Source organism: Streptomyces sp. NPDC001536, from assembly GCF_042894505.1.
GTDB lineage: Bacteria > Actinomycetota > Actinomycetes > Streptomycetales > Streptomycetaceae > Streptomyces.
The window spans coordinates 276,167-290,366 of record NZ_JBIAVQ010000009.1; the positions used below are offsets into that span (position 1 = coordinate 276,167).

Here is a 14,200-nt window from a genome sequence, read left to right on the forward strand (position 1 = left end):
CGAAATCAGTCCTTGATCTCGCAGATCGCCGCGCCCGAGGTGAGCGAGGCGCCGACCTCCGCGGACAGGCCCTTGATGGTGCCGGACTTGTGCGCGTTGAGCGGCTGTTCCATCTTCATGGCCTCCAGGACGACGACCAGGTCGCCCTCCTTGACCTCCTGGCCCTCCTCGACGGCGATCTTGACGATCGTGCCCTGCATCGGGGAGGCGAGGGTGTCGCCGGAGGCGACGGGGCCGGACTTCTTGGCCGCGCGGCGCTTGGGCTTGGCGCCCGCCGCGAGGCCGGTGCGGGCCAGGGACATGCCGAGCGAGGACGGCAGGGAGACCTCGAGGCGCTTGCCGCCGACCTCGACGACGACCGTCTCGCGGTCCGGCTCCTCGTCCGTCTCCGCGTCGGCGGGGGCGGCGAAGGGCTTGATCTCGTTGACGAACTCGGTCTCGATCCAGCGGGTGTGGACCGTGAAGGGGTCCTCGCTGCCGGTCAGCTCCGGGGCGAACGCCGGGTCCTTGACGACCGCGCGGTGGAACGGGATGGCCGTGGCCATGCCCTCCACCTGGAACTCCTCCAGGGCACGCGCGGCACGCTGGAGGGCCTGCTCGCGGGTGGCGCCGGTGACGATCAGCTTGGCCAGCAGGGAGTCCCAGGCGGGGCCGATGACCGAGCCGGACTCGACGCCGGCGTCCAGGCGGACGCCCGGGCCGGACGGGCCGTTGAAGACGGTGACGGTGCCGGGGGCCGGGAGGAAGTTGCGGCCCGGGTCCTCGCCGTTGATGCGGAACTCGAAGGAGTGGCCGCGCAGCTCCGGGTCGTCGTAGCCGAGCGCCTCGCCGTCGGCGATGCGGAACATCTCGCGCACCAGGTCGATGCCGGCGACCTCCTCGGTGACCGGGTGCTCCACCTGGAGGCGGGTGTTGACCTCCAGGAAGGAGATCGTGCCGTCGAGGCCGACGAGGAACTCCACGGTGCCGGCGCCGACGTAGCCGGCCTCCTTGAGGATGGCCTTCGAGGACGAGTACAGCTCGGCGACCTGGGCCTCGGAGAGGAAGGGCGCGGGGGCCTCCTCGACCAGCTTCTGGTGGCGGCGCTGGAGCGAGCAGTCACGCGTGGACACGACGACCACATTGCCGTGGGAGTCGGCCAGGCACTGGGTCTCCACGTGCCGCGGCTTGTCCAGGTAGCGCTCGACGAAGCACTCGCCGCGGCCGAACGCGGCGACGGCCTCACGGACCGCCGAGTCGTAGAGCTCGGGCACCTCTTCGAGGGTGCGGGCGACCTTCAGACCGCGACCGCCGCCACCGAAGGCGGCCTTGATGGCGATCGGCAGACCGTGCTCCTCGGCGAAGGCGACGACCTCCTCCGCGCCGGAGACCGGGTCCGGCGTACCGGCGACCAGCGGGGCACCCGCGCGCTGCGCGATGTGCCGGGCGGCCACCTTGTCACCCAGGTCGCGGATGGCCTGCGGGGGCGGGCCGATCCAGATCAGGCCGGCGTCCAGGACCGCCTGAGCGAACTCGGCGTTCTCGGACAGGAATCCGTAGCCCGGATGGATGGCGTCCGCACCCGACTCGCGCGCCGCGTTCAGGACCTTCTCGATGTCCAGGTAGCTCGTCGCCGGGGTGTCACCACCCAGGGCGAACGCCTCATCCGCGGCGCGGACATGCAGAGCGTCCCGATCCGGGTCGGCGTAGACGGCCACGCTCGCGATGCCGGCATCCCGGCAGGCCCGGGCCACGCGGACAGCGATTTCGCCACGGTTGGCGATGAGCACCTTGCGCACGATTGAGGCTCCCTCCTTGAAACAAGCCGAGTTTAGGGACTGCCGACACGGCACTTCGACCCGTCCCCAATGGTGAGCTTGCCCACACGGAGCGTGATTCGAGGCTCGCTCGACCCGCGAAATCCCTTGTCGCACCTCGGTACGCAGGATTCCTCCCGGAAACCCTAGCCCTCCTCTGTGGCCAAGGTCTCTGTGAGAGCGTGCTGCGGACCACTCGCTTTCTTTGTGGAGTCCCTACGAATGGCCCAATGATTCTTTGCCCTCCGTAGAACCCTTGTCCCGCGGTTTACCCGTTAGTAGCGTTCGCGTGTATCGAACGTACTTGAGGTAACAAGAGCTCGGCTTGAGAGTGGGTGGGGGCCGGTGGTGCGCAGACCGGTGGCGTGGGTCGTGGCGGTCGTGCTCTTCGTCGAGGGCCTCGGTATCGCGGCGGTGCAGTGGTTCATGGGTGTCGTCGTGGACCGGCAGGACATGTCCCTGGCGGGACTGGACCCGGACGTGATGTCGCTGTCGTCGAAGATCGGCGGCATCGCCTTCGGTCTCTACTTCGCGCTGTGCGGCCTTGTCGCGCTGCTCGTGGCGGTGCGCAACAGTCCGCCGGCCGGCCTCGGCCGCGTCCTGCTGATCAGCGCGGCCGTGGTGCACGCGCTGCTGGGCGCGTTGGCGTGGGGCCTGCTGGGCTGGCCCGAGTTCGTGTTCATGGTGGTCGTGCTCGGCCTCATCGTGCTGCTCCTGATGACGTACGACCGTCCTCAGGAGCCCGTCGACGCGAAGCCGGAGGCCCCCCAGGGGGACCCGGAGGGCCCCAGGGCGGGCCCGGAGACCCCCGAGGGGGACGGCGCGAGCCCGGTCAGGCCTGCGCCGGCGCCCACAACTCCGTGATGCCTACGCCCAGTTGGGCCAGCAGTTTGCGTACGAGGGGCAGGCTGATGCCGATCACGTTGCCGTGGTCGCCGTCGATGCCCTCGATGAACGGCGCCGAGCGGCCGTCCAGGGTGAACGCCCCGGCGACGTAGAGGGGTTCGCCGGAGGCGACGTACGCGGCGATCTCCTCGTCGGTCGGCTCGCCGAAGCGGACCACGGTCGAGGCGACGCCGGAGACATACCGTCCGGTGACGGTGTCGTAGACGCAGTGCCCGGTCTGGAGCGTGCCCGCGCGGCCGCGCATGGCCTTCCAGCGGGCCGTGGCCTCCTCCTGGTCGGCGGGCTTGCCGAGCGCCTGGCCGTCCAGGTCGAGCACCGAGTCGCAGCCGATCACCAGGGCGCCCTTGACCTCGGGCTTCGCCGAGACGACGGAGGCCTTCGCCTCGGCCAGGGCGAGCGCCAGATCGGCGGGGGTGGGGGCGGTGACGGCGTCCTCGTCGACCCCGCTCACCAGCACCTCGGGGGCCAGTCCGGCCTGCCGCAGCAGGTTGAGCCGGGCGGGGGACTGCGAGGCGAGAACGAGTCGGCGGCGCGGCTGATCAGTCATGCGGTCAGGGTATCGGCGTCCGTCAGCCGACGCCGAGCACGATCATCGCGAGCACCATGGCCAACGCCAGGAAGAGCCCCAGTCTCCGCAGCATGTCCTGCATGTCGCGCAGTTCCTTGGGCGGCTCGTTCTCGGGGTCGGACCACAGCATGCCTCCAGGGTGCGCGGGAGGTCCGGGGCGGCGCCTGAGTACGCGTACTCAACTTCACCAAAAGGGTCTGGAGTTCCGTTAGTCTGTCTGGTGTTAAAGGAACTCAAGTCCCGTTTGGAAGGTCGTGCCATGTTCACCACCGTCTGGACCGCCTCACCCCAGCTGCCGAGCGAGGGCTTCACGCCCAACTGGTCCCGGGAGGGCTTCTGGCGGCAGTCGCTGCGCCAGGTCGTCCGGCTGAGCGGGGGCGGGGACCGGGTGCGGGTACGGCTGTCCCACGCCTACGGCACCTCGCCGGTGCGGATCGCGGGCGCGAGCGCGGGGCGCGCGGGAGTGTCGACGCGGCTCACCTTCGCGGGCGAGCCGGGCGCCGAGATCCCCGTACGCGGGGAGCTCGTCAGCGACCCCGTGCAACTCGCCGTCGCGGCTGGGGAGTCGATGACGCTCACGCTGTACTTCGACACGGCGACCGGGCCCGCCACCTTCCACGCACAGGCCTTCACGACCAGCCTGCGAGGAGAGGGCGACCTGCTCGACGACGTGGACGGGGAAGGGTTCGACGCGGCGAGCGAGTCCTGGTACTTCCTCAGCGCGGTGGAGGCGGACACCGGCCGCACGGACGGGATCGCCCTCTTCGGCGACTCCCTGACCGACGGGTTCGGATCCACCCCTGGTGCCGACCGGCGTTGGTCGGACGCACTGGCCCGGCGCACCGGCCGGCCCGTCCTGAACGCGGGGATCGGCGGCAACCTGCTGCTCAACGACTCCGCGTGGTACGGCGAGAAGGGGGTGCACCGGTTGCGGCGGGACGTCCTGGACCGGCCCGGTACGGACACGCTCGTCGTGCTGCTCGGGCTCAACGACATCGGGTTCAGCGAGACGGACGAACAGCCGACGTACAAGCCGGCACCGGTGGTCGAGGCGGACGAAATCATCGCCGGGTACCGGGAGTTGATACGGCAGGCGCGGGGACTGAAGGTCATTGGCTGCACCTTGCTGCCGTTCGGCGGCTCGGACCACTGGGGCGAGCACGCGGCCAAGGTGAGCCACGAGGTCAACGAGTGGATCCGTTGCTCGGGGGAGTACGACGCCGTAGTGGATCTGCGACGGGTGATGGCCGATCCGGAGGACCCGGACCGGCTGCACCCGGCCTACGACTTCGGCGATCACCTGCACCCGAACGACGAGGGATACGAGGTGATGGCCGCAGCCGTGTCAGCGGTCCTCTAGCTCGGCCAGTAGGTACGTGCCCACCTTGTCGGCCCGGGCTGCGGCAGGCGGTGTGCCGCGATGCGGGACGGGTCCGACCACCCGTCCCGCGGCTTGGGGGTGCCGTCCGGCGCCGCGGCCGCCACCGCGGCGCGGGCCCTGACCACCGCCAGGGCGGCGGCCAGCTCCTCCGGCGTCGGGTTGCCCCGTACGACTCTGATCGTCACAGCGGCTCCTTACAGGGGGATGTTGCCGTGCTTCTTCGGGGGCAGGGACTCCCGCTTGGTCCGCAGCTGGCGCAGACCGCGGACGATGTGGCGGCGGGTGTCGGACGGCATGACGACCGCGTCGATGTAGCCGCGCTCGGCCGCGACGTAAGGATTGAGGAGGGTGTCCTCGTACTCCCGGATCAGCCGGGCGCGAACCGCCTCTGCGCTTTCTGCGGACTCCCCGTTCGCCTCCGCCTCGGCGATCGTGCGCCGGTGCAGGATGTTGACCGCGCCCTGGGCGCCCATGACGGCGATCTGGGCGGTCGGCCAGGCGAGGTTGAGGTCGGCGCCCAGGTGCTTGGAGCCCATGACGTCGTAGGCGCCGCCGAAGGCCTTGCGGGTGATCACCGTGATCAGCGGGACCGTGGCCTCCGCGTAGGCGTAGATCAGCTTGGCGCCGCGGCGGATGATGCCGTCGTGCTCCTGGTCGACGCCCGGCAGGAAGCCGGGCACGTCCACGAAGGTGATGACCGGGATGTTGAAGGCGTCGCAGGTGCGGACGAAGCGCGCCGCCTTCTCGGACGCGGTGATGTCGAGGCAGCCGGCGAACTGCATCGGCTGGTTGGCGACGATGCCGACCGGGGCGCCCTCGACCCGGCCGAAGCCGGTGAGGATGTTCGGCGCGAACAGGGCCTGCGTCTCGAAGAACTCGGCGTCGTCCAGGACGTGTTCGATCACCGTGTGCATGTCGTACGGCTGGTTCGCGCTGTCCGGCACGATCGTGTCCAGCTCGCGGTCCTCGTCGGTGAGGGCGAGATCCGCCTCCTCCGCGAAGACCGGCGCCTCGGAGAGGTTGTTGGACGGCAGGTACGACAGCAGCTGCTTGACGTACTCGATCGCGTCCTTCTCGTCCCCGGCCATGTGGTGCGCCACGCCCGACACCGAGTTGTGGGTGCGGGCGCCGCCCAGCTCCTCGAAGCCGACGTCCTCGCCGGTGACCGTCTTGATGACGTCCGGGCCGGTGATGAACATGTGCGAGGTCTGGTCGACCATCACCGTGAAGTCGGTGATGGCGGGGGAGTAGACGGCACCGCCCGCGCACGGCCCGACGACGAGCGAGATCTGCGGGATGACACCGGACGCGTGGGTGTTGCGGCGGAAGATCTCGCCGTACGCGCCGAGCGAGGCGACACCCTCCTGGATCCGCGCGCCACCCGAGTCGTTGATGCCGATGACCGGACAGCCGGTCTTCAGCGCGAAGTCCATGACCTTGACGATCTTCTGGCCGTAGACCTCGCCCAGCGCGCCGCCGAAGACGGTGAAGTCCTGCGAGAACACCGCGACGGGACGCCCGTCGACGGTCCCGTACCCGGTGACGACACCGTCGCCGTAGGGCCGGTTCTGCTCCAGACCGAAGTTGGTGGAGCGGTGCCGGGCGAACTCGTCCAACTCCACGAAGGAGTCCTCGTCGAGCAGCAGCTCGATCCGCTCACGTGCCGTCAACTTGCCCTTGGCATGCTGTTTCTCGACGGCGCGTGCGGAGCCGGCGTGCGTCGCTTCCTCGAAACGGCGCTGGAGATCCGCGAGCTTGCCCGCGGTGGTGTGGATGTCGATCTCTTCCGGCTCGGACATCGGGGGTCGGCTCCCTGCCTGCTCAAAAGGGGGGACGGTTACTCATCCGTAGAGTAGTGGTGGCACTACCAATCAGCAGTGCGGCGTTTCACACACCTAGGGTGGCTTGCATGACGCCGCGAGATGCTTCAGACGACAGTCGTTGGTCCGACCTCGATCGACCGCCCCTCAACGGTGCCGCGCTGCGGCGCGGGCTGGTGCGGGACGGGGGGCACAGGGGCCTGTACTGCGATGTGGACGTCGTGCAGCGCACCGGGTCCACCAACAACGACCTGGTGGGCCTGGCGGTCAAGGGGGACGCCGAGGAGGGGGCGGTTCTCGTCGCCGAGGAGCAGACGGCCGGGCGGGGGCGGCTGGACCGGCAGTGGACGGCGCCGGCGCGCTCCGGGCTGTTCTTCTCCGTTCTGCTGAAGCCGGCCGAGGTGCCGGTGGCGCGCTGGGGCTGGCTGCCGCTGCTCACGGGGGTGGCGGTCGCGACGGGGCTGTCCCGGGCCGCGGGCATCGACACGGCACTCAAGTGGCCCAACGACCTGCTGGTTTCCATCGGCGGCGAGGAACGCAAGGCCGGCGGGATCCTCGCCGAGCGGGCCGGCGAGGACGGGGTCGTCGTCGGGGTCGGCATCAATGTCACGTTGCGTGAGAAGGAGCTCCCCGTCCCCCAGGCGGGCTCGCTGCTGCTGGCCGGGGCGATCACCACGGACCGCGACCCCCTGCTGCGGGCCGTGCTGCGCTCCCTGGAGGAGTGGTACGGGCGCTGGCGCGAGGCGGGCGGCGACCCGGCGGTGAGCGGCCTTCAGGAGACGTACGCGGCGGGCTGCGCGACGCTGGGGCGGACGGTACGGGCGGAGCTGCCGGGCGATCGTTCGATCACCGGGGAGGCGGTGGCGGTGGACGGCGACGGCCGTCTGGTGATCGCGACGGAGGAAGGCGTACAGGAGCCGGTGGGAGCAGGAGACATCGTTCACCTGCGACCTGCGTGACCGCATGTCCTTGAGGGGCGCGGGGAACTGCGCGACCAGCCCCCACGGACCCGCAGCCGGACACGCATCCTCGACACCCCTTCTCTCGGCTCCACGGGAGTGAGCTACGGCACACCTGACGTAAAGTAAAGGCCGGTCGATACCTGACCGCGGCAGATCGGAAGGGCAGCAGGCGTGACCGTCGACGACACGGGTTCCGGCGCGGACACGAACGGCGCCACCCCCGGAGGGGACCCGCACCCGCTCGCCGTGCGTCTGGAGGCACTGATTCTCGGCGCCGAGCGGCGCTACACACCCTTTCAGGCGGCCCGTACCGCCGGAGTCTCGATGGAGCTGGCCACCCGTTTCTGGCGGGCGATGGGCTTCGCGGACGTAGGACAGGCCAAGGCGTTCACGGAAGCCGACGTCCTCGCCCTGCGCCGCCTCGCCGGTCTCGTCGAGGCGGGGCTGCTGAGCGAGGCGATGGCCGTGCAGGTGGCCAGGTCCACCGGGCAGACCACGGCCCGGCTCGCGGAGTGGCAGATCGACTCCTTCCTGGAGGGCCTGACCGAGCCCCCGGAGCCCGGCATGAGCCGCACCGAGGTGACGTACCCGATCATCGAGCTGCTCCTGCCCGAGCTGGAGGAGTTCCTCGTCTACGTCTGGCGCCGCCAGCTCTCCGCCTCGGCCGGCAGGGTCGTGCAGGCCGCCGACGACGAGGAGATGGTCGACCGACGCCTCGCCGTCGGCTTCGCCGACCTCGTCGGCTTCACGCGGCTGACCCGGCGGATGGAGGAGGAGGAACTCGGCGAGCTCGTCGAGGCCTTCGAGACCACCGCCGCCGACCTGGTCGCCGCGAACGGCGGCCGGCTCATCAAGACCCTCGGCGACGAGGTGCTGTACGCCGCCGACGACGCGGGCGTGGCCGCCGAGATCGCGCTGCGGCTCATCGAGACCATGGCGAACGACGAGACCATGCCGGAGCTGCGGGTCGGCATCGCCTTCGGCACGGTGACCACTCGTATGGGCGATGTCTTCGGTACGACGGTGAACCTCGCCTCCCGGTTGACCTCGATAGCTCCCCGGGACGCCGTCCTCGTCGACAGCGCGTTCGCCGAGGAGCTGATCCGCACCACCGAGGCCCCTGCCTCCGAGGCGGAGGCCGCCGAGGCCGCGGCGACCGCCGAGAAGGAGGGCGAGGAGCCTCCGACGTACCGCTTCGCGCTCCAGCCGATGTGGCAGCGGCCGGTGCGAGGTCTCGGCGTGGTCGAGCCCTGGCTGTTGACGCGGCGCTCCGGCGGGCCGGCGTAACCGCTGCTCAGCGGCCCAGCGGGCCCACGCACAGCCCGATGACGGGCACACACACCCCGCCGGGCTGTTCCGGCGCGGGTGCCGGCGTGGTCTGACTCGGTGTCGGAGCGGGCGCCGGCTGCGGGGCCGCGCTGCTCGGTGCGGGTGCCGGGGGTGTGGTCGCGGGTGCCGGGGTGTTCGGGGCGTCGGGGATGGTCGTGGCGACGGCCGCGGGGACCGCGGGGCCCGCCGGTGCGGTGGTCGTCACGGACGGCAGCGGTACGAAGGTGGCGGGCGCCGTCGGTGTCGCGCTCGCCCCGCCCATCGTGGCGGTCGCCGACGGGCTCACCAGCGGCACCGAGCCGACGGTCGCGGCGGCGTTGGTCGCCCGGTCCGTGCCGGTGCCCGGGTCGTCGAAGCGGGGCTCGGCCTCCGTGGTGCCGGTGCCCGGGCCGCCGCCCAGGCCCGGCTCGGACGCCAGTCGTACGAGGCTCAGCGCACCGGCGGCCAGGGCGAGGCCGCCGGCGGCGAGGAGGACCTTGCGAGGGCGGGGGCGGCGGTGCCGGCCGCGGGGGGCCGCGAAGAGGCGGGGCGGCGCGGTCTGCGGAGCCTGGGCGAAGGCCGCGTCCGGCCGTGGTGCGGTGTCCGTCATCGTCGTCATCGCGATACCTCCCCATGCGGTCGCGCCCCCGGTGCGCCGTGGCGGACGCACGCTATGCGCTCCTGTGGGCGGTGGGACCCGAGTTGGGCGGGATGTCACTCGAACGGGGAGTCGGGCGGGGATGCGGGAACCGCCGGTGCGGGCTGCCCTTTCGTCCTGGGGGCGGGGCTGCGATGATCGGGGCGGATGTTGTTAACCCGCGTTAACCGGAGGGTGTCATGAGCGAGGAACGGTACGGGGAGTTCGTGCTGGTGCGGCGGCACGGGCACGTCGCGGAACTCGCCCTCGACCGGCCGAAGGCCATGAACGCCGTGTCGACGGAGATGGCCCGGTCGCTGGGGGCCGCGTGTGCGGCGCTGGGGGACGACAAGGACGTACGCGTGGTCGTGCTGACGTCGACGCACGAGCGGGCGTTCTGTGTCGGGGCGGATCTGAAGGAACGGAACTCCTTCAGCGACGCCGACCTGGTCCGCCAGCGGCCGGTGGCTCGCGGTGCGTACACCGGGGTGCTGGAGCTTCCGGTGCCGACCATCGCCGCGGTGCACGGGTTCGCGCTGGGCGGCGGCTTCGAGTTGGCCCTGTCCTGCGACGTGATCGTGGCGGACCCTACGGCCGTGGTCGGGCTGCCGGAGGTATCGGTCGGGGTGATCCCGGGCGGCGGCGGCACCCAGCTGCTGCCGCGGCGGGTCGGGGCGGCGAGGGCCGCGGAACTGATCTTCACGGCGCGACGGGTGGAGGCCGGGGAGGCCCGGGAGCTGGGGCTCGTGGATCTGCTGGTGGAGGAGGGGCGGGACCGGGAGGAGGCACTGGGGCTGGGGGCACGGATGGCCGCGAACTCCCTGGTGGGCCTGAGAGCCGCGAAGAAGGCGCTGCGGCTCGGGCATGGGCTGGATCTACGGGCGGGCCTCGAGGTCGAGGACGCGGCGTGGCGGTCGGTGGCCTTCTCGGGGGACCGGGCGGAGGGAGTGCGGGCGTTCAACGAGAAGAGGGCGCCGGAGTGGCCGGGGGAGTGAGCGGTGGGTTCACGAGGATCCGAGGGTCGCGCCGAGCAACCCAAGGGGCGCGGGGAACTGCGCGACCAGCCCCCACGCACCCGCACCCCGCCGAACCGCTCAGCCACCCCCACCTCTCCGGCACCCCCCACCTCTCCGGCACCCCCCAACACCTGTTCGGCGCATCAATGTCCCTGTTCGCCCCAAACCTCCCTAGCCTGGAGTGATGGGTGAGGACAAGCGGCTCGCGGCCGTCGTTGCGTTGGCTCAGGGCATGGCCGCAGCCCATGGGTCACGCGAGGCGTGGCGTGCCGCGGCGACCGGTGCGTGCCGTGCCCTCGGTGGGAGTTTCGCCGCGCTGTCCGTGTGGGAGCGCGAGCTCGGCCGACTCAGGGTCCTCGTCAACGTCGGGGAGCGGGCCCCCGACGAACAGGAGTTCCCCGACGGCGAGGCGTACCCCGTCCACCAGTTCCCCGAGATCACCGAGTTCCTGCACGAGCGGTGGGCCGGCGGCGGGGAGCCCAACGCATGGGTGGAGACGGCCGAGGGACCCGCCGCCGGGCGCCGGCCCGGATATGTGCACCAACGCGTCGCCGCCCTCCGCAGGAGAGGCCGCGGCTGCTGCGTCGTCGCACCCATCGTGCTCAACGGCCGCGCCTGGGGCGAGCTCTACGTCGCCCGCCCCGCCGGAGAGCCCGTCTTCGACCGCGCCGACGCCGACTTCGCCACCGTCCTCGCCTCCGTCGTCGCCGCCGGGATCGCCCAGACCGAGCGGCTGGAGGAGGCGAGACGGCTGGCGTTCACCGACGCGCTCACCGGACTCGCCAACCGCCGCGCCGTCGACGTACGCCTCGACGAAGCGGTGGAGCGGCACAAGCGGGAGGGCGTCGTGGTCAGCCTCGTCGTCTGCGACCTGAACGGGCTCAAGCGCGTCAACGACACCCAGGGGCACGCCGTCGGCGACCGGCTCCTGGAGCGCTTCGGGTCCGTCCTCTCCCTCTGCGGCGCCATGCTGCCCGGCGCGCTCGCCGCGCGGCTCGGCGGGGACGAGTTCTGTCTGCTCGTGGTCGGGCCGGGTGCCGACGAGGTGGTGAAGGCCGCCGACGAACTGTGCCGCCGGGCAGCGGAGTTGGAGCTGGGGGACGGGGTGGCCTGCGGGGTCGCGTCGACCGAGGATCCCATCGGGCCCGTCCGCTCCGCCCGCCGGCTGTTCCGGCTCGCCGACGCCGCCCAGTACCGGGCCAAGGCCGAGCACGCCGCCAAGCCGGTCGTGGCGGGTCGGGAGGGGCCCGACGACCCCGTCGTACGACTGGCCGACGCCCCCTCCCGGGAGGGGCACGCGGAGCGCCGCCGGTTCCGTGGGCGCCGGTTGTGACGTACGCGCGGGTAAGGGGCAAACCCCGAACCCACTCGTGACATCCTCGTCTTCAGTGCGTACGCTCCTGAATATGGATATGCACACTGTGGTGGTGGGGACGTCCGGGGTGACCGCGTCCGACGTTCTCGCCGTGGCGCGCGACGGCGCCTGGATCGAGCTCTCCGCCGAGGCGGTCACGGCGCTCGCCGCCGCCCGCGAGATCGTGGACGCGCTGGCCGCCAAGCCCGAACCCGTCTACGGCGTGAGCACCGGCTTCGGGGCCCTCGCGACCCGGCACATCAGCCCCGAGCTCCGCGCCCAGCTACAGCGCAACATCGTTCGCTCGCACGCCGCCGGCATGGGACCGCGCGTGGAGCGGGAGGTCGTACGGGCGCTGATGTTCCTGCGGCTGAAGACCGTCTGCTCGGGGCACACCGGTGTCCGCCCCGAGGTCGCGCAGACCATGGCCGACGTCCTGAACGCCGGGATCACCCCCGTCGTGCACGAGTACGGCTCCCTCGGCTGCTCCGGCGACCTCGCCCCGCTCTCCCACTGCGCGCTGACGCTCATGGGCGAGGGCGACGCCGAGGGGCCCGACGGTGTCGTACGGCCCGCCGGTGAACTGCTCGCCGAGCACGGCATCGCCCCCGTCGAGCTGCGCGAGAAGGAGGGCCTCGCCCTGCTCAACGGCACCGACGGCATGCTCGGCATGCTGGTCATGGCCCTCGCCGACCTCCACATGCTCTACAAGTCGGCCGACATCACCGCCGCCCTGTCGATGGAGGGCCTCCTCGGCACCGACAAGGTCCTCGCCCCCGAACTGCACGCCATCCGCCCGCACCCGGGCCAGGGCGCCAGCGCCGCCAACATGCTGGCCGTGCTGAAGGGTTCGCAGCTCACCGGGCACCACCAGGACGACGCGCCGCGCGTCCAGGACGCCTACTCGGTGCGCTGCGCCCCGCAGGTCGCGGGCGCCGGGCGGGACACGATGGCGCATGCGCGGCTGGTCGCCGAGCGTGAGCTGGCCGCCGCCGTCGACAACCCCGTCGTCCTGCCCGACGGGCGCGTCGAGTCCAACGGCAACTTCCATGGCGCCCCCGTCGCCTACGTCCTGGACTTCCTGGCCATCGCCGCCGCCGACCTCGCCTCCATCGCGGAGCGGCGTACCGACCGGTTGCTCGACAAGAACCGCAGCCACGGTCTGCCGCCGTTCCTCGCGGACGACGCGGGCGTCGACTCGGGGCTGATGATCGCCCAGTACACGCAGGCCGCGCTGGTGAGCGAGATGAAGCGGCTGGCCGTACCGGCGTCGGCGGACTCGATCCCGTCCTCCGCGATGCAGGAGGACCACGTGTCGATGGGCTGGTCGGCGGCGCGCAAGCTGCGCACCGCCGTCGACAACCTCACCCGGGTCGTCGCCGTCGAGCTGTACGCCGCCACGCGCGCGGTGGAGCTGCGCGAGGGGCTGTCCCCGGCGCCGGCCTCGCAGGCGGTCATCGAGGCCGTACGGAAGGCGGGTGTCCAGGGTCCGGGCCCCGACCGGTTCCTCGCGCCCGACCTGGCCGCGGCGGACGCGTTCGTGCGCAGCGGGCAGCTGGTCGCGGCGGCGGAGACGGTGACCGGGCCGCTGCGGTAGCGGAGGCACGAGAAGGGGCCCTGTCGTGCGACAGGGCCCCTTCGGGTGCTTACTTGATCTTCTTCGCCTGCGCGGTGACGACGGTGCCGTCGACCGTGTAGGGCTTCTGGGTCATCAGCGCGCCGATGTTGATCGTGTAGTACGTGGCCAGGGTGTTGCCGTGCCGGACGACCTCGGCGTGCACGGTGCCCGCGCCCATCTCCTCGTCCATCTCGCCCTCGGAGGCGAAGGCGATCGACTCGTCGCCGGTGCCCGAGCCCTTCTCCGCGGTGACCTTCGTGAGCTTCTGCTTCTCGCCGTCCGCGGTGACCGTGAAGCCGCCGGAGCAGCCCTCGACGGCGTCCGAGACCGACTTGAAGGTCTCCTGCGCCGCGTCGCCCTCGTAGGAGGAGAGGCCGACGAGCGTGACACTGACGTTCATCGCGTCGGTGAGGGAGTCCTCGAACTCGCCCTCCTCCAGGTCCTCCAGGGACTTGGAGGCCGTGTCGGTGGGAGCCTTCTCCTGGGTGACGGTGACCGTGGTCTCCGCCTTCGCGTCGCCCGGCGCCTGCGCCGACATGGCGAGGGCGAGCGGCCGGCACTTCTCGTCGGAGGTGGTGACCTCGTCCTTGGTCTCCGGAGCCCCGACGGTCTTGGCGACCTTGTAACCGTCCACCTCGCCCTGGGCGAGGATCAGCTTCTGCAGTTCGGCCACGGTGTACGTCTTCGCGGCCGGGGCCGACGAGGAGGACTCCGACGAACCCTTGGTGTCGTCCGAACCCTCGTCGGAACAGCCCGTGATGAGGGCGAGCGACAACGCGCTCACGGCGAGCGTGGCGCCTATGCGCGCCCCCGATGATCTCTTCATGAGCGGAC

The 14,200-nt window shown here is 71.5% G+C and carries 14 protein-coding genes; 7 read left to right on the top strand and 7 right to left on the bottom strand.

What is annotated here, in order from left to right:
* Positions 1-5 precede the first annotated feature (5 nt).
* The gene (locus ACFY0U_RS25255) at positions 6-1,778 is read right to left on the bottom strand and encodes an acetyl/propionyl/methylcrotonyl-CoA carboxylase subunit alpha (protein WP_388639377.1); all 1,773 of its coding nucleotides are present in this window, start codon (positions 1,776-1,778) and stop codon (positions 6-8) included.
* Between the two features lie 363 nt (positions 1,779-2,141).
* Here ACFY0U_RS25255 and ACFY0U_RS25260 point away from each other — a divergent pair, with 363 nt between their 5' ends.
* Complete coding sequence (locus ACFY0U_RS25260; RefSeq protein ID WP_388639379.1) at positions 2,142-2,660, top strand: hypothetical protein; 519 nt, start codon at positions 2,142-2,144, stop codon at positions 2,658-2,660.
* Here ACFY0U_RS25260 and ACFY0U_RS25265 read toward each other — a convergent pair.
* Together ACFY0U_RS25265 and mmpB are read right to left on the bottom strand one after the other, a co-directional pair.
* Positions 2,629-3,249, bottom strand: coding sequence for a Maf family protein (locus tag ACFY0U_RS25265; protein WP_388639381.1), 621 nt, complete (start codon positions 3,247-3,249; stop codon positions 2,629-2,631). The genes ACFY0U_RS25260 and ACFY0U_RS25265 overlap by 32 nt on opposite strands.
* A 22-nt stretch (positions 3,250-3,271) precedes the next feature.
* Positions 3,272-3,400, bottom strand: a complete 129-nt coding sequence (gene mmpB, locus ACFY0U_RS25270) for a morphogenic membrane protein MmpB (protein ID WP_095046738.1) — start codon at positions 3,398-3,400, stop codon at positions 3,272-3,274.
* A gap of 129 nt (positions 3,401-3,529) precedes the next feature.
* On the opposite strand from mmpB, the gene ACFY0U_RS25275 reads away from it, so the two are divergent.
* Positions 3,530-4,630 (top strand): SGNH/GDSL hydrolase family protein, encoded by a 1,101-nt coding sequence (locus ACFY0U_RS25275; RefSeq protein ID WP_388639383.1) that lies wholly within the window; start codon positions 3,530-3,532, stop codon positions 4,628-4,630.
* On the opposite strand, the gene ACFY0U_RS25280 is transcribed toward ACFY0U_RS25275, so the two are convergent.
* Both ACFY0U_RS25280 and ACFY0U_RS25285 read right to left on the bottom strand, forming a co-directional pair.
* Positions 4,627-4,836 (bottom strand): acyl-CoA carboxylase epsilon subunit, encoded by a 210-nt coding sequence (locus ACFY0U_RS25280; RefSeq protein WP_388639385.1) that lies wholly within the window; start codon positions 4,834-4,836, stop codon positions 4,627-4,629. The two genes, ACFY0U_RS25275 and ACFY0U_RS25280, sit on opposite strands and share 4 nt — an antisense overlap.
* Positions 4,837-4,845: 9 nt before the next feature.
* Entirely contained in the window at positions 4,846-6,450 is a 1,605-nt protein-coding gene (locus tag ACFY0U_RS25285; RefSeq protein ID WP_388639387.1) for an acyl-CoA carboxylase subunit beta, read from the bottom strand.
* 110 nt (positions 6,451-6,560) lie between these two features.
* Between ACFY0U_RS25285 and ACFY0U_RS25290 the strand changes: the two genes are divergently transcribed.
* Both ACFY0U_RS25290 and ACFY0U_RS25295 read left to right on the top strand, forming a co-directional pair.
* Positions 6,561-7,430 (top strand): biotin--[acetyl-CoA-carboxylase] ligase, encoded by an 870-nt coding sequence (locus ACFY0U_RS25290; protein ID WP_388639389.1) that lies wholly within the window; start codon positions 6,561-6,563, stop codon positions 7,428-7,430.
* Positions 7,431-7,604: 174 nt separating this feature from the next.
* Positions 7,605-8,720 (top strand): adenylate/guanylate cyclase domain-containing protein, encoded by a 1,116-nt coding sequence (locus ACFY0U_RS25295; RefSeq protein WP_388639390.1) that lies wholly within the window; start codon positions 7,605-7,607, stop codon positions 8,718-8,720.
* 7 nt (positions 8,721-8,727) lie between these two features.
* Here the strand turns inward: ACFY0U_RS25295 and ACFY0U_RS25300 are convergent, their stop codons facing one another.
* On the bottom strand, positions 8,728-9,360 hold the full coding sequence (locus ACFY0U_RS25300; protein ID WP_388639392.1) for a hypothetical protein: 633 nt from the start codon (positions 9,358-9,360) through the stop codon (positions 8,728-8,730).
* Positions 9,361-9,578: 218 nt separating this feature from the next.
* Between ACFY0U_RS25300 and ACFY0U_RS25305 the strand changes: the two genes are divergently transcribed.
* The 3 genes from ACFY0U_RS25305 (at position 9,579) to hutH (ending at position 13,345) form a co-directional block, all read left to right on the top strand.
* Positions 9,579-10,373 carry an enoyl-CoA hydratase/isomerase family protein gene (locus ACFY0U_RS25305; protein ID WP_388639394.1) on the top strand — a complete coding sequence of 265 codons (795 nt, stop codon included), beginning with the start codon at positions 9,579-9,581 and terminating at the stop codon, positions 10,371-10,373.
* 205 nt (positions 10,374-10,578) lie between these two features.
* On the top strand, positions 10,579-11,727 hold the full coding sequence (locus tag ACFY0U_RS25310; RefSeq protein ID WP_388639396.1) for a diguanylate cyclase domain-containing protein: 1,149 nt from the start codon (positions 10,579-10,581) through the stop codon (positions 11,725-11,727).
* Between the two features lie 79 nt (positions 11,728-11,806).
* On the top strand, positions 11,807-13,345 hold the full coding sequence (hutH, locus tag ACFY0U_RS25315) for a histidine ammonia-lyase (RefSeq protein ID WP_388639632.1): 1,539 nt from the start codon (positions 11,807-11,809) through the stop codon (positions 13,343-13,345).
* A gap of 49 nt (positions 13,346-13,394) precedes the next feature.
* Here hutH and ACFY0U_RS25320 read toward each other — a convergent pair whose 3' ends face one another.
* Positions 13,395-14,192, bottom strand: a complete 798-nt coding sequence (locus tag ACFY0U_RS25320; RefSeq protein ID WP_388639398.1) for a hypothetical protein — start codon at positions 14,190-14,192, stop codon at positions 13,395-13,397.
* Positions 14,193-14,200 lie beyond the last annotated feature (8 nt).